This is a genomic window from Rhabdaerophilum sp. (assembly GCF_046092605.1).
Taxonomy (GTDB): domain Bacteria; phylum Pseudomonadota; class Alphaproteobacteria; order Rhizobiales; family Beijerinckiaceae; genus Rhabdaerophilum.
Map to the genome: position 1 here is coordinate 1 of NZ_JBJTDY010000054.1, position 19393 is coordinate 19393.

The 19393-nt window shown below is 64.1% G+C and carries 21 protein-coding genes; 13 read left to right on the forward strand and 8 right to left on the reverse strand.

The genetic code is table 11. The features are described from left to right. A partial coding sequence (locus tag ACKODO_RS04730) for an HAD-IA family hydrolase (RefSeq protein WP_408982300.1) occupies window positions 1-636 on the reverse strand: 636 nt, incomplete at its 3' end. Window positions 637-773: 137 nt separating this feature from the next. Here ACKODO_RS04730 and ACKODO_RS04735 point away from each other — a divergent pair. From ACKODO_RS04735 to ACKODO_RS04760, 6 genes are all read left to right on the forward strand, one after another. Beyond that, window positions 774-1139 (forward strand): hypothetical protein, encoded by a 366-nt coding sequence (locus ACKODO_RS04735; protein WP_408982301.1) that lies wholly within the window; start codon window positions 774-776, stop codon window positions 1137-1139. Window positions 1140-1344: 205 nt separating this feature from the next. Further along, a complete protein-coding gene (locus ACKODO_RS04740; RefSeq protein WP_408982302.1) occupies window positions 1345-1908 on the forward strand; it encodes a DUF2059 domain-containing protein in 564 nt (187 codons plus the stop codon). Between the two features lie 110 nt (window positions 1909-2018). Next, entirely contained in the window at window positions 2019-3407 is a 1389-nt protein-coding gene (gene gorA, locus ACKODO_RS04745; protein WP_408982303.1) for a glutathione-disulfide reductase, read from the forward strand. A gap of 156 nt (window positions 3408-3563) precedes the next feature. Next, complete coding sequence (locus tag ACKODO_RS04750; protein WP_408982304.1) at window positions 3564-4976, forward strand: class II 3-deoxy-7-phosphoheptulonate synthase; 1413 nt, start codon at window positions 3564-3566, stop codon at window positions 4974-4976. Between the two features lie 180 nt (window positions 4977-5156). Further along, on the forward strand, window positions 5157-5456 hold the full coding sequence (locus ACKODO_RS04755) for a hypothetical protein (RefSeq protein WP_408982305.1): 300 nt from the start codon (window positions 5157-5159) through the stop codon (window positions 5454-5456). Between the two features lie 137 nt (window positions 5457-5593). Further along, window positions 5594-6052, forward strand: coding sequence for a hypothetical protein (locus tag ACKODO_RS04760; RefSeq protein WP_408982306.1), 459 nt, complete (start codon window positions 5594-5596; stop codon window positions 6050-6052). Between the two features lie 85 nt (window positions 6053-6137). Here ACKODO_RS04760 and ACKODO_RS04765 read toward each other — a convergent pair whose 3' ends face one another. Next, window positions 6138-6956 (reverse strand): outer membrane protein, encoded by an 819-nt coding sequence (locus ACKODO_RS04765; RefSeq protein WP_408982307.1) that lies wholly within the window; start codon window positions 6954-6956, stop codon window positions 6138-6140. Window positions 6957-7163: 207 nt separating this feature from the next. Between ACKODO_RS04765 and ACKODO_RS04770 the strand changes: the two genes are divergently transcribed. Both ACKODO_RS04770 and gltX read left to right on the forward strand, forming a co-directional pair. After that, complete coding sequence (locus tag ACKODO_RS04770; protein ID WP_408982308.1) at window positions 7164-8906, forward strand: NAD+ synthase; 1743 nt, start codon at window positions 7164-7166, stop codon at window positions 8904-8906. After that, window positions 8896-10260, forward strand: a complete 1365-nt coding sequence (gene gltX, locus ACKODO_RS04775) for a glutamate--tRNA ligase (RefSeq protein WP_408982309.1) — start codon at window positions 8896-8898, stop codon at window positions 10258-10260. Before ACKODO_RS04770 ends, gltX begins: the two co-directional genes overlap by 11 nt. Here gltX and ACKODO_RS04780 read toward each other — a convergent pair. The 3 genes from ACKODO_RS04780 to ACKODO_RS04790 form a co-directional block, all read right to left on the reverse strand. Then, a complete protein-coding gene (locus ACKODO_RS04780; protein WP_408982310.1) occupies window positions 10151-11404 on the reverse strand; it encodes a DUF2865 domain-containing protein in 1254 nt (417 codons plus the stop codon). The genes gltX and ACKODO_RS04780 overlap by 110 nt on opposite strands. Before the next feature lie 160 nt (window positions 11405-11564). Next, window positions 11565-12068, reverse strand: coding sequence for a MarR family winged helix-turn-helix transcriptional regulator (locus ACKODO_RS04785; RefSeq protein WP_408982311.1), 504 nt, complete (start codon window positions 12066-12068; stop codon window positions 11565-11567). Between the two features lie 229 nt (window positions 12069-12297). After that, on the reverse strand, window positions 12298-13389 hold the full coding sequence (locus tag ACKODO_RS04790) for a TRAP transporter substrate-binding protein (RefSeq protein WP_408982312.1): 1092 nt from the start codon (window positions 13387-13389) through the stop codon (window positions 12298-12300). Between the two features lie 251 nt (window positions 13390-13640). On the opposite strand from ACKODO_RS04790, the gene ACKODO_RS04795 reads away from it, so the two are divergent. After that, complete coding sequence (locus ACKODO_RS04795) at window positions 13641-14651, forward strand: fumarylacetoacetate hydrolase family protein (protein WP_408982313.1); 1011 nt, start codon at window positions 13641-13643, stop codon at window positions 14649-14651. A gap of 42 nt (window positions 14652-14693) precedes the next feature. Further along, window positions 14694-15617, forward strand: a complete 924-nt coding sequence (locus ACKODO_RS04800) for an MBL fold metallo-hydrolase (protein ID WP_408982320.1) — start codon at window positions 14694-14696, stop codon at window positions 15615-15617. Window positions 15618-15620: 3 nt separating this feature from the next. Here the strand turns inward: ACKODO_RS04800 and ACKODO_RS04805 are convergent, their stop codons facing one another. Together ACKODO_RS04805 and ACKODO_RS04810 are read right to left on the reverse strand one after the other, a co-directional pair. Beyond that, window positions 15621-15902 (reverse strand): HigA family addiction module antitoxin, encoded by a 282-nt coding sequence (locus ACKODO_RS04805; protein WP_408982314.1) that lies wholly within the window; start codon window positions 15900-15902, stop codon window positions 15621-15623. A 14-nt stretch (window positions 15903-15916) separates the two neighbouring features. After that, window positions 15917-16201: a type II toxin-antitoxin system RelE/ParE family toxin gene (locus ACKODO_RS04810; RefSeq protein ID WP_408982315.1), complete on the reverse strand. Its 285-nt coding sequence runs from the start codon at window positions 16199-16201 to the stop codon at window positions 15917-15919. Window positions 16202-16368: 167 nt separating this feature from the next. On the opposite strand from ACKODO_RS04810, the gene ACKODO_RS04815 reads away from it, so the two are divergent. The 3 genes from ACKODO_RS04815 to ACKODO_RS04825 all read left to right on the forward strand — a co-directional run bounded on the left by ACKODO_RS04815 (window position 16369) and on the right by ACKODO_RS04825 (window position 18832). Further along, window positions 16369-17997 (forward strand): FAD-dependent oxidoreductase, encoded by a 1629-nt coding sequence (locus tag ACKODO_RS04815; RefSeq protein WP_408982316.1) that lies wholly within the window; start codon window positions 16369-16371, stop codon window positions 17995-17997. Then, window positions 17997-18200, forward strand: a complete 204-nt coding sequence (locus tag ACKODO_RS04820) for a DUF2783 domain-containing protein (protein WP_408982317.1) — start codon at window positions 17997-17999, stop codon at window positions 18198-18200. The genes ACKODO_RS04815 and ACKODO_RS04820 overlap by 1 nt, the downstream gene beginning before the upstream one ends. Window positions 18201-18313: 113 nt before the next feature. Then, window positions 18314-18832, forward strand: coding sequence for a CreA family protein (locus tag ACKODO_RS04825; RefSeq protein ID WP_408982318.1), 519 nt, complete (start codon window positions 18314-18316; stop codon window positions 18830-18832). Between the two features lie 54 nt (window positions 18833-18886). Here the strand turns inward: ACKODO_RS04825 and ACKODO_RS04830 are convergent, their stop codons facing one another. Then, window positions 18887-19204 carry a hypothetical protein gene (locus ACKODO_RS04830; RefSeq protein WP_408982319.1) on the reverse strand — a complete coding sequence of 106 codons (318 nt, stop codon included), beginning with the start codon at window positions 19202-19204 and terminating at the stop codon, window positions 18887-18889. Window positions 19205-19393 lie beyond the last annotated feature (189 nt).

Genomic DNA, 19393 nt, shown 5'->3' on the forward strand with positions numbered 1-19393 from the left:
CAGCGCATTGAAATGGTGGATCAGCCGGTCGGGCGCGAGTTCCGCCATGGGGACATTGGTGTATCCGAAGCTGACGCCGATGGTCGGCACCCCGAGATTGCGCGCGGTTTCAAGGTCCGTGATGCTGTCGCCTACCATGATCGCGCGCTCCTTCGTGCCGCCGCAGGCGCGGATCGTTTCGGCCAGCACGCGCGGGTCGGGCTTGAAGAAGGGGAAGGTCTCGCGGCCGACGATCGCGCGGAAGCGGTTCTTCACGCCCAGCGCTTCCACGAGGGCCAATGAGTGCCGCTCCGGCTTGTTCGTGCAGATCGCGAGCGTGAAACCCTTCATGGCAAGGCGATCGAGTGCTGCTTCCACGCCATCAAAAAGGTGGCTCTCCTCTGCGATGCGGTCGAGGTAAATCGGCAGGAATTCCGCGAAGAGCTGCTCCAGCTTCTCGGGAAGCAGGGGCATGCCGGAAGCCTTGAAGCCCCGCTCGATCAGGGCTTTCGCGCCGGCACCGACGAGTTCACGCGCTTTCGCGGTGGGAAGCGCGGGCAAGCCCTCGCGGGTGAGCAGGATGTTCAGCGTCGCCATGATATCGGGCGCGGTCTCGGCCAGCGTGCCATCGAGATCGAAAACCAGCGTGCCGCGCATCGGGGCGAACCTTCCTGTCGTGAAAAAGCCGATCGGGCCGGGGCGGATTTTCCGCAGGCGATCGGTTAGCGTTCCGTAGCGGAGAGAAGCGATTCGCTTCAAGTGGACGTTCGTCATCCGGTTACGGGGAGGGGATCATGCTCCATCGCAGCCTTTTGCCTGTCATGGTCGTTCTGGCATGCGTCGGGTCTGTCCGGGCCGAGAATTTCATGTTCGCGCCAGCGCCGCACCGGGAATTGAACCGCATCTTCCGGGTCGATCGCGCCACCGGCGAGATGGGGGCCTGCAACTACGCGATCAAGGACGAGAATTCGGTTGGCCTCACCCTCTGCTACCCGGCCGGCGAGGGAGCGAAGGCCGGCGAGGCCGGAGATTACGCGCTCGTGCCCTCGAACCACCGGGCGGAGGCCGGCATCTATCGGGTCAATCGCCGAACGGGGGATGTCAGCGTCTGCTTCGTGCGCGGCGATCAGGAAGTCGTCTGCACAACTCCGGCGCGATGATCGGCCGGGCAAGGTGCCGGTGCGGCCTCTGTTCCGCCGCATATCTCGCTTCCCATCAGGGGGTTGTCGTCCTCGCCGGAAGGCCGTAAGGGCGAAGCGGAAGGTTTTGTGGCGCAAGGCGCCTGTTTTTCTGCCAGCCTGGCGATGATCAGGCTTCGAACAATCCCGGCCTGATTTAGCCAGGCCAGCAAGAGACGGGTGGTCCATGATCGGTTTTTCTCGCGCGTTTTCCCTTCGCGCCCTTGCGCTGGCTGGCGCGCTGGTGATGTCTGGCGCGCTGGTGATGTCTGGCGCGGCCTTCGCTCAGACGGCTCCAGCTCCCGCTGCGCCGTCGCCGCCGCCGGCCAACTTCCCGGCTTCGCATATCGCGATCGCGGCCGAGGTGCTGAAGACCTCCGGCCTGATGCGCACCTTCGAGGCCAGCACGCCGAATGTCGTGCAGATGCTGCGCGCCAACATGAGCCGCACGCGCCCGGAACTCGTTCGTCAGATCGAGGAATCTCTCAAGGTTGTCGAAGGCAAGATGATCGAAATGACCAATGATGGCCTGAAGGGTGCTGCCGGCTACCTCGCCAGCCGCATGACCGAGGCGGAACTGAAGGAAGTGAACACCTTCCTCACGAGCCCCGTCGGCAGGAAATATGTCGAGACGCTTCCCGCCTTCATGGAAGACATCTTGCCCTATCTCGAGCAGTGGACGCAGGTGGTGGGCCAGGAAGCCATGGTGATCTTCCGCGCCGAGATGGCGAAGCGCGGCGCCCCGCTCTGATCGGTCCTCACGCGATTGTGTGATGCGGCGCGGGTGAAAGCCATCCGCGCCGTTTTTATGTCGGTTGTCGCGGCTGAGCTTGCCGCGTCGAGAACGGGTCGGGGGCGGCTATGGAATTCGACGTCGATCTCTTCGTCATCGGGGGTGGTTCGGGCGGCGTTCGCGCGGCACGGATCGCGGCGGCCCATGGCGCAAGGGTGATGCTCGCGGAAGAATTCCGCATGGGCGGCACCTGCGTCATCCGCGGCTGCGTGCCGAAGAAGCTCTATGTGCTTGCCGGGCGCTTCGCCCGTGATTTCCGCGAGGCCAGGGGCTTCGGCTGGCAGGTTGGCGAAACCTCCCATGACTGGAATGCGCTGGTTTCGGCCAAGGAGGCCGAGATCACCCGCCTTGAAGGCCTCTATGCCAAGGGGCAGGCGAGCGCGGGCGTCACCGTGGTGAAATCCCGCGCGGTGCTCGAAGGCCCGCACGAGGTTCGGATCGTCGACGAGAACCGCGTCGTGCATGCGCGGAACATTCTCCTCGCCACCGGCGGAAGGCCCAATCTCGATCACGGCCTGCCGGGCATCGAGCATGTCGTGACCTCTGATGAAGTCTTTGATCTTAAGGAATTTCCCAGGCGCATTCTCATTGCTGGCGGCGGCTATATCGCGCTGGAATTCGCCGGCATCTTCCGCGATCTCGGCGCGGAAGTGGCCGTCATCTACCGTGGCGAGAAGCCCCTGCGTGGCTTCGATGTAGACCTCCGCGATGGCCTGATCGACGCCTATTCCAAAGCGGGCATCCGCTTCCTGTTCAACGATACCTTCATCCGCATCGAGAAGACGGCAGAGGGCCTCATCGGCCATACCAGGGCCGGCGAGAAACTCGCGGCCGACCAGATCCTTTTCGCCATCGGCCGCGCGCCGAATGTGGAAGGCCTTGGCCTCGAAAAGGCGGGGGTCGCGCTCGGCAAGGATGGGGCGATCGCGGTTGATTCCGCCTCGCGCACGAATGTGTCGCACATCTTCGCGGTGGGAGACGTGACGAACCGCGTGAACCTCACGCCCGTGGCCATCCGCGAGGGGCACGCCGTGGCCGATAGCCTGTTCGGGGGGGCGACGGGCATCGTGCCGTGGCAGGTCGATCACTCGAACATCCCCACGGCGGTGTTTACCACGCCGGAACTCGGAACCGTGGGCCTCACGGAAGAGGATGCGCGCGCGGCTTTCCCGGTTGTCGATCTCTACAAGACCTCGTTCCGCGCCATGAAGGCGACACTCTCCGGCGCGGATGACCGTGTGATGATGAAGCTGCTCGTCAATCCCGAGACCGACCGAATCCTCGGCTGCCACATCCTCGGCGAGGGCGCGGCCGAGATGATCCAGCTCGTGGGCATCGCGGTGAAGATGGGCGCGACCAAGCGCGATTTCGATTCCACCATGGCGCTTCACCCCAGCGCGGCTGAAGAACTCGTGACGATGCGCACCCGCACAGCCCGTTTCGAGCGCACGAGTTGAACGAGCCGCGCCTCGAGCGAACCTGAATCCCGGGCCTCTGCCCGGAGGGCAACAGGAGTTCGCGAAAAGGCATTTCCTCTCGCCAGAACGGGCATTTGCGGTTAAAGAGCCTCTCCGTCCTCGGGGGAGGGCGATCTTTCGAAACAAGGTGCTGTCATGACCTCGCGTACGCTCGATACCGTTGCAAAAAGGCCCTGGACCCCGGCATCCTGGCGCTCTTTCCCGATCGCGCAGGTTCCAAGCTATCCGGATACTGCCCTTCTGGAAGCAACCGAGAAGCAGCTCCGGAGCTTTCCTCCGCTGGTTTTCGCGGGCGAGGCGCGCAAGCTCAAGCGGGCGCTGGCCAAGGTCGCGGCCGGCGAGGCCTTCCTGCTGCAGGGCGGGGATTGTGCCGAGAGCTTCGCGGAGCATTCGGCGAACCACATCCGCGATTTCTTTCGTGTTTTCCTGCAGATGGCGGTGGTTCTCACCTATGCCGGCTCCTCGCCGGTAGTGAAGGTCGGCCGCGTCGCGGGCCAGTTCGCGAAGCCGCGTTCCTCGCCGGTCGAGAAGCATGACGGCGTGGAACTGCCGAGCTATCGCGGCGACATCATCAACGGCATCGAATTCACGCCCGAAGCGCGCAGTCCCGATCCGCGCCGGCAGGTGGAGGCCTATCGCCAGTCGGCCGCCACGCTGAACCTCATCCGCGCTTTCGCGACCGGCGGTTATGCCAGCCTCGACAACGCCCAGAAATGGGTGCTCGATTTCGTGCAGAACAGTCCGGCCTCGCATCGTTATCTCGATCTCATCGGGCGCATCACGGAAGCGCTGCAATTCATGCGCGCCATCGGCATCAATTCCGAGACGCACCCGGAAATGCGCCTGACCGAGTTCTACACCAGCCACGAGGCGCTGCTGCTCGGCTATGAAGAGGCGATGACCCGCGAGGATTCGACCCATCCCGGCGATCATGTCGCGACTTCCGGCCACATGCTCTGGATCGGCGATCGCACGCGCCAGCCGGACCATGCGCATGTCGAGTTCTTCCGTGGAATCCTGAACCCGATCGGCCTCAAATGCGGACCCTCGCTCACGCCGGACGGCCTGCTCGAGCTGATCGACATCCTGAACCCGGATAACGAGGCCGGCCGCCTCACGCTCATCTGCCGCTTCGGCTCGGACAAGGTGGGCAATCATCTGCCGGATCTGATCCGCGCGGTGAAGCGCGAGGGCAGGAACGTCGTCTGGTCCTGTGACCCGATGCATGGCAACACCATCTCGCTCGGCGCCTACAAGACCCGGCCCTTCGATCGCATCACGCAGGAAGTGAAGAGCTTCTTCCAGATCCACCGATCCGAGGGCACCTATGCCGGCGGCATCCACCTCGAAATGACCGGCAAGAACGTCACGGAATGCACCGGTGGTGCCAAGACCGTGACCAACGAGATGATCGCCGACCGCTATGACACCTTCTGCGATCCGCGCCTCAACGCGGAGCAGGCGATCGAACTCGCCTTCATGGTCGCGGACCTGATCAAGAAGGAAAAGAGCGAATTGGGCACGCTGGTGCCGGCCGCTGCGGAGTAAAGCTCCCTTTCCGCCAAGGACAGAGGAGGGCGGGCTTCTGACCCACCCGTCTTAAGGTCTTGTTTCCCATGTTTTGCTTTCGTGGCAGAGTGTTTCCCGCGCCACGGGATTGCCGCGATTTTGAGAGGTTTTCTTAAGGTTTCGGCAGGAAACCTGTCGTTCTCAGAACGGGGAACGGTCATGCGTTATCATCTCTCTGCCGTGGGCGCCGGCTTTGCCGCGGCGCTCGTTGTTCTCTTCCACACGCCATCCTATGCTGCTCAGGGCCGCAACGCCGCCGCGGCCGCGGGCCTCGCCGTGGGTGCCGCCGGATTGTACATGCTCATGCAAGGGCGATCCCAGGCCGAGCCGATCGTCGAGGAAGAGGTGATCGTGGAGCGCCGCCGGCCGCGTTATGTCCCGACCTGCCACCTGGAACGCAGGAAGGTGTGGCTGGACGATGAAACCTACACCTATCGCCGCGTCGAGGTGTGCGAGTAACCGATCCCCCGGAACCTGAACGGCAGGCAACAATGCCGTTCAGGTTGGGGCCAAGGCCAAGGCCTTAATCTTCGCAGCATGAAGACCGGATGCGAGCGGATCGCGTTCGCCAGGTCTTCCGGTTCGGAGACAGAGCCATGAAGGCATCGATTCCCTTCGGCAAGAAGATTGCCGCCGTCGCGTTCGCCGCCCTCGCGATGGGCGCTGGCCTCACGATGAATGCCGGCGAGGCAGAGGCCCGCAACGGCCGCAAGGGTGCGCTGATCGCGGCGGGTATTCTTGGTGCTCTGGCTGTGGGTGCCATCGCCGCCCAGGCGAACGAGACACGTCACGGCGGCCATTATGTCGATGACGTTGAAACTTTCGACGACATCCATGGCCCCGCCTATCATCGGCCGCGCCGCTTCTACCAGCAGCCCGTGCAGTATCATCCCGATTACCATCCCTATCGGGGGCAGGGCTATCGGCACCATCGCCGCCATTACGGCTATTCGGAGACGGGCTATGCTTATCGCGGGCCGGTCTGCACGCTGAGGAAGCAGCAGGTCTGGGATGGCTATGGCTGGCGCTTCCAGCGGGTGCAGATCTGCCGCTGACGCCGCGACCAGCCGCAAGAACAGGAAAGCCCGGCTCATCGAGCCGGGCTTTTTTATGCGATCGCCGTGGGGGCCCGGCGATCCGTCAGAACTTCACGCCACCGCCCATCCGTGCCGTGTTGATGCTGATTTCGGGCCGTAGCCCGCCGGAGGCAAACTGGATATACTGCCATTCCACGCGCAGGAAGGCGTTCGAGAACAGGGTCATGTCCACGCCCGCGCCAACCGTGCCGCCATAGGCGATGCCGCGCCGGCCGAGCGAGCCGGCGAAGGTGCCGCTGGTGGGCGGTGGCGCGCTGGTATCGTCGCGCGTCCATGAACCTGTCGTGCTCGTGCGGCCATCGATGTTGCCGAACGCGATACCGGCTGTGAGATAGGGCATGAAATATCCGGCAGCCCAGCCCACGCGGCCGCGAAGGGTGCTCCATTCCCGCACCCTGGCCCTGGCGGTTGTCGTGCTGGTCACCGTTTCCGTCACGGTGCCCGTAACGCGAAAGAGACCGTAAGGGCCCGCAGTGGTGGAAGAATTGAAGGAAGAGCGCGTATAATCGACTTCGAACCCCAGCACCACGTCGTCCCAGAGAGTGTTGACGCCGGCGAAGCCCCCGAAGGCCGTCTCGGCCTGGTTGGTCTTCCGCAGGTTGATCGTGCTCTCGAGCAGATCGGTATAGGTCGAATTCGGCAGCGCCTCGCGCGCGAGGCTGCCCCGCAGCATCGACGCATCCATCTGCGCGCTGGAATAGCCGACATAGCCGCCTGCATAGGCGCCGGCCCAATCGATGCCGTCGCTTTTTTGCAACGAATCCTTTGCATAGGCACCGCGCAGGTAGTCGGCCGCCTGGCTCGCGCCGGTGCCCGCGAGGGCGGCGATCGTGAGGCTCCCGAGCAGAAGACGAACCGACATGACTGCACTCCTTTAACCCGGCCACCCTTGATGGAACCTGCAATTCCGGCACGAGGCAGGGGGCGCCGACACCTGGAGAATAAAAAAGTAACCTTACTGCCCCGTTAAGTGCTTCCTGTGCGTTAAGCCCCGATTTGGAACGCTCCCGCAGGGCTGTCGCCAACCCCACGATTGTCAGGGCAGGCGGAGGGGATTACATGCGAAGCCATGAACTCCGCTCCTGTCCGCCGCTCCCTCGCGCTTGCCCAGTTGAACCCCGTGCTCGGCGATGTCGCCGGCAATCTCTCGCGGGCGCGGGAGGCACGCGCGAAGGCCGCGCTTGCGGGCGCGGATGTCGTGATGTTCCCGGAATTGTTCCTCATCGGCTATCCGCCCGAAGATCTCGTGCTGAAACCGGCCGTGCAGGATGCCTGCCGGCAGGCGCTCGATGAACTCGCCCGCGACACCGCCGATGGCGGCCCCGCCGTGCTGATCGGCCTGCCCTGGAAAGAGGGCGACAGGCTCTTCAATGCGATCGCCGCGCTCGACCGGGGGCGGATTACCGGCGTGCGCTTCAAGGTCGACCTGCCGAATTACGGTGTGTTCGACGAGAAACGCCTGTTCGATTCCGGCCCCATGCCCGGCCCGCTGCCGTTGCGCGGCCTGCGCCTCGGCCTGCCGATCTGCGAGGATATCTGGAGGGCTGAGGTGGTCGAATGCCTCTCCGAGACCGGCGCGGAAATCCTGCTCGTGCCGAATGGCTCGCCCTATCGGCGCGGCGTGGTGGATGAGCGCATGAATGTCGCGGTCGCGCGCGTGGCCGAGAGCGGGCTCGCGCTGGTCTATCTCAACCAGGTCGGCGGGCAGGACGAGCTTTTCTTCGATGGCGCGAGTTTCGGGCTCAATCCCGGCGGCGCGCTGGCTTTCCAGATGCCCGGTTTTTGCGAGGAATTGCAGATCGTCACGCTGGAGCAGGGCGCTTCGGGCTGGCGCATCGCCGAAGGGCCGAAAGCCTTGCTCGAAGAGCAGGACAAGGCCGATTACACCGCCTGCATGCTGGGCCTGCGCGATTATGTCGAGAAGAACCGCTTCGCGAGCGTGGTGCTTGGCCTTTCCGGCGGAATCGATTCCGCGATCTCGGCGGCCCTCGCGGCGGATGCCCTCGGGCCCGATCGCGTGCATGCCGTGATGCTGCCCTACCGCTACACGTCCGAAGACAGCCTGAAGGACGCCAAGGATTGCGCATCCGCGCTTTCGATCCGCTACGACATCCTGCCCATCGCCAGCGCGGTGGAGGGGCTGGAAGCAGCCTTGTCGCCGCTTTTCGCGGGCACGAAGCGTGACATCACGGAAGAGAATCTGCAGTCCCGCGTGCGCGGAACGATTCTCATGTCGATTTCCAACAAGTTCGGGCCGATGGTCGTGACCACCGGCAACAAGAGCGAGATGAGCGTGGGTTACGCCACGCTCTATGGCGACATGAATGGCGGCTTCAACCCGATCAAGGATCTCTACAAGATGGAAGTCTATCGCCTCGCGGCCCTGCGCAATCGCTGGAAGCCGCAGGGTGCCAGGGGGCCCGATGGCGTGGTGATTCCCGAGAACATCCTCACCAAGGCCCCCACCGCCGAACTGCGCGAGAATCAGAAGGATCAGGATTCGCTGCCGCCCTATCCCGTGCTGGACGATATTCTCGAATGCCTCGTGGAGCGCGAGATGCGACTGCCCGAAATCGTTGCGCGCGGGCATGAGCGGGCGACCGTCGAGCGCATCGAGCATTTGCTGGCCATCGCCGAATACAAGCGCCGGCAATCCGCCCCCGGCGTGAAGGTGACGCGCAAGAATTTCGGCCGCGACCGACGCTACCCCATCGTCAACCGCTTCCGAGACCGCTCCGAAGGGGCCTATGTGCCCGATCCGGCAATTCAGCCCGAGCCGATGAAGAATCTGGGGGAGGCCTATGATGGCTAAGCCGGTCTTCCGCTTCGCCCCTTCTCCCACGGGCTACCTGCATATCGGCAATGCCCGCACCGCCCTCTGGAACGCGCTTCTGGCGCGGAAAAGCGGCGGCACCTTCCTGCTGCGCTTCGACGATACGGATTCCGACCGCTCGAAGCCGGAATATGCCGCGGGAATTCTGGAGGACCTCGCCTGGCTCGGCATTCCGCCGGACCGGATCGAGCGGCAATCGGATCGCGCGGCTCGGTATGCGGCGGTGCTCGAGGATTTCAAGGCGCGGGGGCTGGTCTATCCGGCCTACGAGACGGCCGAGGAACTCGACCGCAAGCGCAAGCGCCAACAGGCAAGGGGTCTCCCGCCGGTTTATGATCGCGCGGCTCTTCTGCTCACCGAAGCCGAACGCGCAAAGCTGGAGGCCGAGGGGCGCCAGCCGCATTGGCGCTTCAGGCTCTCCGGCGACACCGTTCGCTGGCAGGATGGCGTGCGCGGCGAATGCCATATCGAGACGGCCTCGCTCTCCGACCCCATTCTCGCGCGCGCCGATGGGCAGGTGCTCTACACTTTCGCCAGCGTGATTGACGACGCGGATTTCGGCATCTCCGATGTGCTGCGCGGCGAGGATCACGTCGCCAATACCGCGGTGCAGATCGAGCTGTTCGGCGCGCTGGGTGCGAACCTGCCGCGGTTCGCGCATCACAACCTGATCGCCTCGGCCAATGGCGAGGAGATGTCGAAGCGCACCGGCGCGCTCTCGCTGCGCTCCTTCCGCGCGGAAGGCGTGGACCCGCTGGCGGTCGCCATCGTCGCGACACTCACCGGAACCTCCGAACCGATCCACCCGCTGGAGGGGTTGGCGGCGCTGGCAGAGCTTCTCGACCTGTCGAAGTTTTCCCGCGCGCTCACGAAATTCGATCCGTCGGAAATCACCGATCTCTCGGTCAAGCTGCTGCATGCCAGGCCCTTCGCGACGCTTCGGGAGCCGCTCGCTGCCCTGGGTATTTCAGGCCCGAAGGCCGAGGCGTTCTGGACGGCGATCCACGGGAATATCAGCCGGCTGGAGGAAACGTGCGAATGGTGGGGCCTGCTGATGCAGCCGCAGAACTTCGCCGTGGCCGAGACGGATTTTCTTGCCGAATGCGCCGAATTGCTGCCCGCCGAGCCGCTGGGGCCCGAAAGCTGGGGCCAGTGGGTGGGCGCGATTCAGGCGAGGACCGGACGGAAGGGCAAGGCGCTGTTCATGCCCTTGCGCCTCGCGCTCACGGGGCGCGAGCAGGGGCCGGAATTGAAGGCCGTGCTGGCCCTCTTAGGGCGGGCTGAGGCTCTGGCGCGTTTGGTGCCGGCGCAACGACGCGCACCTGCCGCCTGACGCCGTCCGCTCCAACCACTTCCTGCATCTGCCCCTGCCCGCCATTCAGCACCCGTTCGTTGCCAAGACGAGGCCCGATGCCGGCCGTACCGGTGCCGGCCGTGGGAATGGCGCTCTCGGGAACCGGGGCAGGCTCCTCCACCGCTGGCGCGCGAGCCGGCGCAGGCTGGCTGCGTTGCTGGCCGCGCGCATTCGCCTGCTGGCGTTGCGGAGCCGCGCCACGCAATTCCCTGGGGCGAGACATGGCCTCGGCCTGCTCGCGGGATACGACGAGGTCGCCTTTCCGCGCTTCCACGTAATCCTCCTGCCCCCTCGCGAGTTGCGCGACGGTGTAGCCCGGCGGCCGGCAGAAGCAGGCATTGTCTCGGCTCTCGCGAAACTTGAGCGCGAAGGGGAACGCCGTATAGGCCTGCCCTTCCCGCGTCGCGGCGGTCTCGATCTCGGCCCCGAGGCGCATATACATCACCACGGTCTCGGCGGCGGGGCAGAGCGCCTGGCAGACCTGGCCATGCTCGTCGCGCGCCGTCAGGCCTTCGAAGTTCACGGGGAAGAAGAAGCCATCGCAGGTGCGCACGCAAATGGGGGTGCGGCCGCCGAGGCGGGCCTTTTCCTTCAGCTCGTCCTCAAGCGCGGCATCGATTTCGGAGAAGCTCTCCCGACGCTGATCGACAGTCGCATTGGAGCCGAAGAAACGCTCGAAAATGCCGGTTTGCGGCTGGGCATAGATCACGCCGCGCTGTTGGGGCTGGGCACTGTCGCAGCCATAGCGCTGAAAGGCGGCGAGAAGTTGCGCCCGGCGCGGCGCATTCGCGTCCATCGGCTCCGCCTGCCGAAGGCGCGCCTCCATCTGTTGCGCCTGCGCCCGCAGGGGCGCGCAGACCGGCGGAGGGCCACCGAAACCGAAGAAGCCGCGGTCGTCGCAATTGTTCGCGCGGATCGCATTGCGGATATTCGCGATCTCGACGCGCAGGCGCGCGGCTTCTCGCGGATTGCCGCCGATCGTATCTTGCCCGAGATTGGCGATCTCGGCCCGGATCGTGCTGCACATCGCCGGCTGGGCATGCGCCGCGCCGGCAAGGGCTGCCGCGAACAAGCCCGAAAGCACGAGACCCATGCTCCGGAAAAGGAATTTGCCTTCGCGCATCGAGCCCCTGGCCTTCGAGTTCGGCTTTTGCCGTATGATTCCGGTCCAAGGAATTTTGTTACGGCCTGATTGTGAAGCGAGCAAGGCAGGCCGTCGCGATTCTGCATGTCAAAACCAGATAAAGCCCGAAAAGAGCGACGATCGGGCGCGGTATCCGGCTTCAGGCCTCCTCGTCGCGGTCCATGCTGCTGGCGTTCAGCCGGCCCATGAGCTGTGCCAGAACCCGATCGAGCACCGCGAGATCCTCCGGCCGGATATCCTGGGTGAGATCGCGGGCGAAGGCGCGCGCCAGCGGCACGATCTCGGCATAGATCGCCTGGCCGCTCGGCGTCATCGCGAGAAAGGCCTCGCGCATGTCCTGATCGTTCGGCCTGCGCGCAAGGAGTTGGCGCTTCTCGAGCGTCGATACGGCACGGCTGACCGTGGTCTTGTGCATGCGCGAATGTTGGCCGATTTCGCGGGCGGTCATCTCGTTGAACTGGCCGAGGGTCGCGAGGATGCGCCATTCGGGAATCGAGATGCCGAACCGCTCGCCATAAACGCGGGCGAGGCTGTGACTGACGAGCGTCGCCAGCACATTCAACCGGTAGGGCAGGAAACCTTCCAGTTCCAGCACGTCGCTCTCCGTCATCGCCGGATTGCGCTTTTCCAAGAGGGAATCCATCGTGCGAGCCTTCATCGCCGGGGCAGGGCTTCAAGACGCCGCACCGGGTATCCTTTTGGCACCGTTTCGCGCGCGACACAACGCAAAACCTATTAACCCTTTGTAAGAAAAAGGATTATGGTCTCATTCTGGCCCACCCGCCTTAAACTTGATCCCAGTGCCGAATGTTCGGGCACCGCATGGGCCTTCCTGCCCACGGCTTGATCAATGTCGACATTCCGAGCGCGGCTCAGCCGCGCTCCCGTTGGCGTATGCTGATGGTGTCAAACGAGTATTCACCGATCTTCCACCAGGGCATCACCTCGCCGAGATAGGCATTGACACTGTCGAGGCCCTTCGCGAAGAGCGGATTTTGCGCCGCATATTCGGCATAGACAACCTTGGCCGCGTCAAATGCGGCATCCACCACCGGAAGCGGGAAGGCGCGAAGTTCCGTGCCGCGCGAGACAAGACGCTTCAGCGCCGGCGCATTCACCGAATCGTATTTGGCGAGCATCCAGTTATTGGCGCTCTCGCAGGCCTGCATGAGGATCGCCTGATAATGCTTCGGCAGGCGGTTCCACTGTTCCAGGTTCACGCAGAGGTGCAGCATGGCGCCGCCCTCCCAGAAACCGGGATAGTAGTAGTATTTCGCCACCTTGTTGAAGCCGAGCTTCTCATCGTCATGGGGGCCGACGAACTCCACGGCATCCAGAGTGCCTTTCTCGAGGGCGGGATAGATGTCGCCCGGCGCGATCTGCTGTGGCACCACGCCGATGCGCGCCAGGACGGCCCCGCCGGTGCCGCCGATGCGGAACTTCAGCCCCTTGAGATCCTCCAGCGAGGTGATTTCCTTGCGGAACCAGCCGCCCATCTGTGTGCCGGAATTGCCGGCGGGGAAGGAGATGGCGTTGAACTTCGCGAGCGCTTCGTTGACGATCTTGTCACCGCCGCCGAAATGCCACCAGCTGTGCTGCTGGCGCGCATTGGGGCCAAAAGGCAGGCCGGTGCCGAGGCCGAGGGTCGGGTCCTTGCCCACGTAGAAATAGGTCGGGGTGTGGCAGCATTCTATGGCGCCGGAGGTCACCGCATCCAGCGCCTGCAGGCCCGGCACGATTTCGCCCGCCGAGAACGCCTGGATCTGGAACCTGCCGTCCGTCGCTTCGCCCACGAGCTTGGCCAGTTGCTGGGCGGTGCCGAAAATCGTGTCGAGCTGCTTGGGAAAGCTTGAGGTCAAGCGCCATTTCACTTCTGGCATCGCCTGCGCGATGGCCGGTTTTGCGAGGCTTGTGGCCATCGCGCCCCCGGCAAAGCCCGAAAGCAGCATATCCCTGCGCCGCATGGTCGTCTCCCGCCTCTGCAAAAAAATAGTTGCGGACGAAACTTGTTTCCCGTTCAATCCGCCTTATGGTTCACAACGTTCAGGATTGCACAGGGCTTCCGCCGCGTCACGTGCTTCAAGCTGGCCATGGTCATTTTTTGCAGGTTCTTTTGCATGAGAAAATCCGTCCTTGCCCTTCCCGCCCGCCTTGGGCCGGGCCATGATCGCGCCAGCACAGCCGCGTCGTTGCTGTGCCAGGGAAGGAATGCCGCATGAAGCTTGCATCGTTGAAATCCGGCCGCGACGGTCGCCTGGTCGTCGTTTCGAACGATCTCACCCGCGCCACGGACGCAACCCACATCGCGCCGACCCTGCAGGCCGCGCTTGATCGCTGGGAATTGTTCTCCGGCGCGCTGTCCGATCTCGCGGAAGGGCTGGCGCATGGCTCCGTGCCCGCCTTCCGCTTCCATGAGCATGATTGCGCAAGCCCGCTTCCCCGTGCCTACCAATGGGTGGATGGCTCGGCTTATGTGAACCATGTCGAACTCGTGCGGAAGGCGCGCGGGGCGGAGCTTCCGGAGAGCTTCTGGACCGACCCGATGATGTATCAGGGCACATCCGACGCCAATATCGGCCCGCGTGACGCCGTTCGCGTCGCCTCGCTGGACCATGGCGTCGATTGCGAGGCGGAAATCGCCGTCATCACGGGCGACGTGCCGGCGGGCGCGACCCGCGAGCAGGGCCTCGCGGCCATCCGCCTGGTGATGCTGGTGAACGATGTCTCGCTGCGCAATCTCATCCCGGCAGAACTCGCGAAAGGCTTCGGATTCCTGCAATCGAAGCCGCCGAGCGCCTTCTCGCCGGTTGCCGTCACGCCCGATGAGCTGGGCGATTCCTGGAGGGATGGCAAGCTGCACCTGCCGCTGTTGACCGCCATCAATGGCCATGCCTTCGGCCAGCCGGAGGCAGGCGAGGAAATGACCTTCGATTTCGGCACGCTGATCGCCCACGCCGCGAAGACACGACCGCTTTCGGCCGGCACGATCGTGGGCTCCGGCACGGTCTCGAACCGCGATCCCGATGGTTCGCCGGGGCGTCCGGTGGGGGAGGGCGGGCGCGGCTATTCCTGCATCGCCGAATTGCGCATGGTCGAGACCATCCGCGAAGGCAAGCCGAAGACGCCGCTCCTCGGCTTCGGCGATACGGTGCGAATCGAGATGCGCGACCGGAAGGGCCACTCGATCTTCGGCGCCATCGAAAACCGCATCGAGCCAGCCGTTTAAGGAGGACCTGTGAGCACGCCCGCTTTCGCATCCGTCAACGACATGGCGGAAAAGACGATCACCTTCGCCGAGATCGGCAAGGACCTTTACGCTTTCACCGCCGAGGGCGACCCCAATACCGGCGTCATCATCGGCGATGACGGCGTGCTGATCGTCGATGCGCAGGCGACGCCCGCGATGGCGCGAGGCGTGATCGAGCGGGTGCGCTCGGTGACGGACAAGCCGATCACCCATGTGCTGCTCTCGCATTACCACGCGGTGCGCGTGCTCGGCGCCTCGGCCTACACCAACGCCAAGATGATCCTCGCCTCGGATGCCACGCGCGATCTCATCGTCGAGCGCGGCGAGCAGGATATGGCGAGCGAGATCGAGCGTTTTCCGCGCCTTTTCCGGGGGCAGGAGACCATTCCCGGGCTCACCTGGCCAAGCGTCACCTTCGCCACCGAAATGAGCGTGTGGCTGGGCAAGCGCGAGGTGCGCATCCGCCACCTCGGGCGCGGGCACACGGCGGGCGACACGATCGCCTGGGTGCCGGATGCGGGCGTGATGTTTTCGGGCGATCTCGTGGAGTATAAATCCGCCTGCTATTGCGGCGACGCGCATTTCACGGATTGGCCGGAAACGCTGAAACGGCTCGCAGCCTATGATCCCGTGGCGCTCGTGCCGGGGCGTGGCGATGCGCTCATCGGTCGCGAGAAGGTGAAGGCGGCCATCGCCGGCACCACGGATTTCCTTCAAGCGCTCTTTGGCACGGTGCAGCAGGCGGTGGCGCGCGGGGATGACCTGAAAACCGCCTACAAGGCCGTGCGCGCGGCGATGGACGGGCCCTTCGGCGCCTATGCCATCTACGAGCACTGCCTGCCGTTCAATGTCAGCCGCGCCTATGACGAGGCGCGGGGCATCAGCCATCCCGTGATCTGGACCGCCGAGCGCGACCGCGCGATGTGGGCCGAATTGCAGGGGTGAGGGTTATGCAGCGCGCGGGCGAATGGTCGAATAATCATGCGAGGCCTCGGCCTTCGACAGATCATGCGCCGTCTGCAGGTTCAGCCAGAACTGCGCCGTCGTGCCAAAGAAGCGGGACAGCCGCAGAGCGGTATCGGCGGTCACGTCGCGCTCCTCGCGCAGGATATCGCTTATGCGATTTCCCGGCACGCCAATGGCAGCCCCGAGTTGCCGTGCACTCATGCCGAGTGGGACAAGGAACTCCTCCTTCAGGATTTCACCGGGATGGCAGTGATAAAACGCCATGTTCTTGTGTCCCTCTAGTGGTAATCGGTGATTTCAACCTCGTCCGCACCGCCATCGCGCCAGACGAAGCACAGCCTATACTGATCGTTGATTCTGAGGCTGTGTTGCCCCTGCCGGTCACCCTTCAGAGCCTCAAGCCGATTGCCGGGTGGCATGCGCAAATCCTCCAGCGCGCTCGCAGCCTCCAGAAGGTTGAGCTTCAGGATGACTTTCTTCTCGATGGCGACGAGTGCGGTCGGGCAGCGGCCACCCTCGCGAACATAAGCCCGCAAAGCTTTGTCTCTGAACGAACGGATCATAAAATTCTCCTGTCGAAGAACCTGATTTCAGTTGTTTCATCGCAGCGCTCCTTGAATTCAGTTTCTCAGGTTCGACAGGTTCATCAGGCACAGGTGAGAAGCGCGATACATGAAACGTATCGCGTATCATCGTTCAAGTCAAGCTTGCCCTGCCTTGGTCTTTCCCCATGAACCAGCCCTATGCCACCTTCCGCTACACCCCCTCACCGGACCAGACGCGCGCCACGCCGGCGCGGCACAAGGTGGTCATCATCGGCGCGGGGCCGGTGGGGCTGAGCCTCGCGATCGACCTCGCGCTTCGCGGCCATGCGCCGGTGCTGCTCGATGATTCCGACCGCATTGGCGAGGGCAGCCGCGCGATCTGCTTTGCCAAGAAGACTTTGGAGATTTTCGATCGTCTCGGTGTCGCCGGGCCCTTGGTGGCCGAGGGTATTTCCTGGAAAAAGGGCAAGGTTTTCCAGCGTGATGCGCTGCTCTACACCTTCGATCTTCTGCCCGAGGACGGCCACAAGATGCCGGCCTTCATCAACATCCAGCAATTCGTGGTGGAGAAGGCTTTGGTGGATCGCGCGGTCGAGGTCGGCGGCGATCTGCGCTGGAAGAACCGCGTCTCCGGCCTTGAGCCGCAGAATGACGGCGTGCGGCTCATGATCGAGACGCCGGATGGCGAATATCGCCTCCATGCCGATCATGTCGTGGCCTGCGACGGCGCGCGATCGCCCGCCCGCGCGATGCTCGGGCTCGATTTTCCCGGCGAAATCTTCGAGGAACAATTCCTCATTGCCGATGTGAAGATGGAGGGCGATTTCCCCACCGAGCGCTGGTTCTGGTTCGATCCGCCCTTCCATCCCGGCGGATCGGCTTTGCTGCATCGCCAGCCCGACAATATCTGGCGGATCGACCTGCAACTTCCGGCCACGGCAGATGCCAATATCGAGAAGCAGCCGGAGCGCGTGCGCCCGCGCATCGAGGCCATGCTGAAAGCATTTTCATGCGAAGTGGCGCCCGGTTCGCGTGAAGAAAATGCGTTCACGAGAGACAGCCACTCGGATTTCTCCCTCGAATGGGTATCGATCTACCGGTTCCGCTGCCTGCGGCTGGAGCGCTTCCGCCACGGCCGCGTGATCTTCGCGGGCGATGCCGCGCATCAGGTCTCGCCGTTCGGTGCACGTGGGGCCAATTCCGGCATCCAGGATGCGGAGAACCTCGCCTGGAAACTCGCGGCCGTGCTCGATGGCGACAGCCCCGAAAGCCTGCTCGACACCTATGATCTCGAACGCGGCGAGGCGGCCGACGAGAACATTGCCCATTCCACCCGCTCCACGGATTTCATCGCCCCGCAGAGCGAGGCAGAGCGGCTTCTGCGCGATGCCGCCCTGGCGCTTGCCACCAACCACGGATTTGCCAAGCGCATGGTGAATTCCGGCCGGCTTTCCATGCCCACGGCCTATGCGGAAAGCCCGCTTTCCACCGCCGATCTTGGCGAATGGGTGCGCGGTCCCGCGCCTGGTGCTCCGATCCCCGATTCGCCGTTCGAGGGGGCCTACCTTAGCGAGCGTCTCGGGCGCGATTTCACGCTGCTCGCGGCGGATGAGGCCACGGCACGGCTTGCGCCGCCGGGTGTGGCGGTGCTTGTCGCGAACGAGGCGGTGGCCGAGCGCTTCGCGCTGGCACCCGGCAGTGGCTATCTCATCCGACCCGATGGCCATGTCGCGGCGCGTTTCCACCATGCCGAGAAGGGCGCGATCCGCGCGGCCCTGCGCCGGGCGCGTGGCAAGGCGGGGGAGGCGGCGTGATGGCGGAACTCGTCACCGAAAACCGCTTCGGCGATCCCGATCGCGCCTTTCGCCGGCTCATCGAGGCACGGCGCGGGCTCTCGCCGGTTGAAGCGGCGGCGCTCGATGCCCGCCTCGTGCTGCTGCTCGCGAACCATATCGGCGATGACCGGGTTCTCGAACAGGCCATCGCCGCCGCGAAGGCCGCGATGAAGGCCGATTGAAATTCATCGCTTTCATCCGCATCTCTCCTGCGAGCCAGAACGGCTGCGAGCCAGAACGGCTGCGAGCCAGAACGGCTGCGAGCCGGAACGGCTTATTCGACCGGGAGATGCCCATGATCCGCTTCTTTCTTGCCTTTATGATGGCTGCCTTTGTGCCGGCCGGGTTGACCGCGTTGCCCGCTGCCGCGCAAACCCCCGATCTCATTTTCAAGAAATCGACCGTGTTCCGGCTGCTGACATGGGACGACAAGCTCGCGACCTATGCGATCGACGATCCGGATATCGAGGGCGTGGCTTGCCATTATACCGTGCCCGAGAAGGGCGGGGTCGCCGGTGGCCTTGGCCTTGCCGAGGAGGTGTCGGATATCTCGCTCGCCTGCCGGCAGATTGGGCCGATCAAATTCAAGGTGAAGACCGGGCAGGGCGAGGTGATGTTCCGGCAGTCGCGATCGCTGCTCTTCAAGCGGATGCAGATCGTGCGCGGCTGCGACGCCAAGCGCAACGTGCTGGTTTATCTCGTCTATTCCGACAAGCTGATCGATGGCAGCCCGAAGAATTCCACGTCTACGGTGCCGATCATGCCCTGGGGGCAGGCAGAGGCACCGCGCTGCGCGGACTGGATCAAGGACTGAAAAACAGAAAAGGCCGGCGCAAGCCGGCCTTGTCGAATCAATGATGGGCGACGCTCATTCGCGACAGGAAATCAGGAAGCTGTCGACCGGATTCCGCGCCGTGCCAGCCGTGCCGGTGATCTCGTCCGGCGAGAGCTTGCGATAGGCGAGGGCCGCCTTGAAGCCCTTCGATTCGCACCAGGCATCCGCGACGATCCGACCGCAATCGCCCTTGCTGGCAAGGCAATCCTGCGTGCCATAGCCATCTGATCCGGCGATGACGAAATCGCGCGGCTTCGGCCGGGCCTCGCTCTCGCTGCCGGAACCGGCTGCGATGGCGACCGCGACAGCCATCATGCCGAGGCAGGCGAAAATGCTCAAGCGCTTGCGCAAGATCTGATCCCTTGCCGGAAAACGACTCAACCCAAGATAGACAAACTGAACCCCAAGACGTTAAGGCCCCGTTAACGGCTGAGACCTTTGTCCGCCAAGCACGCGCAGCTCATGGGAGCCTTGCATTCGCCGCATTGCAGCAAAGTGCGGGCTTCCGCGTCCCGGCCCAGCAGCGGCTTGACCGAAAAG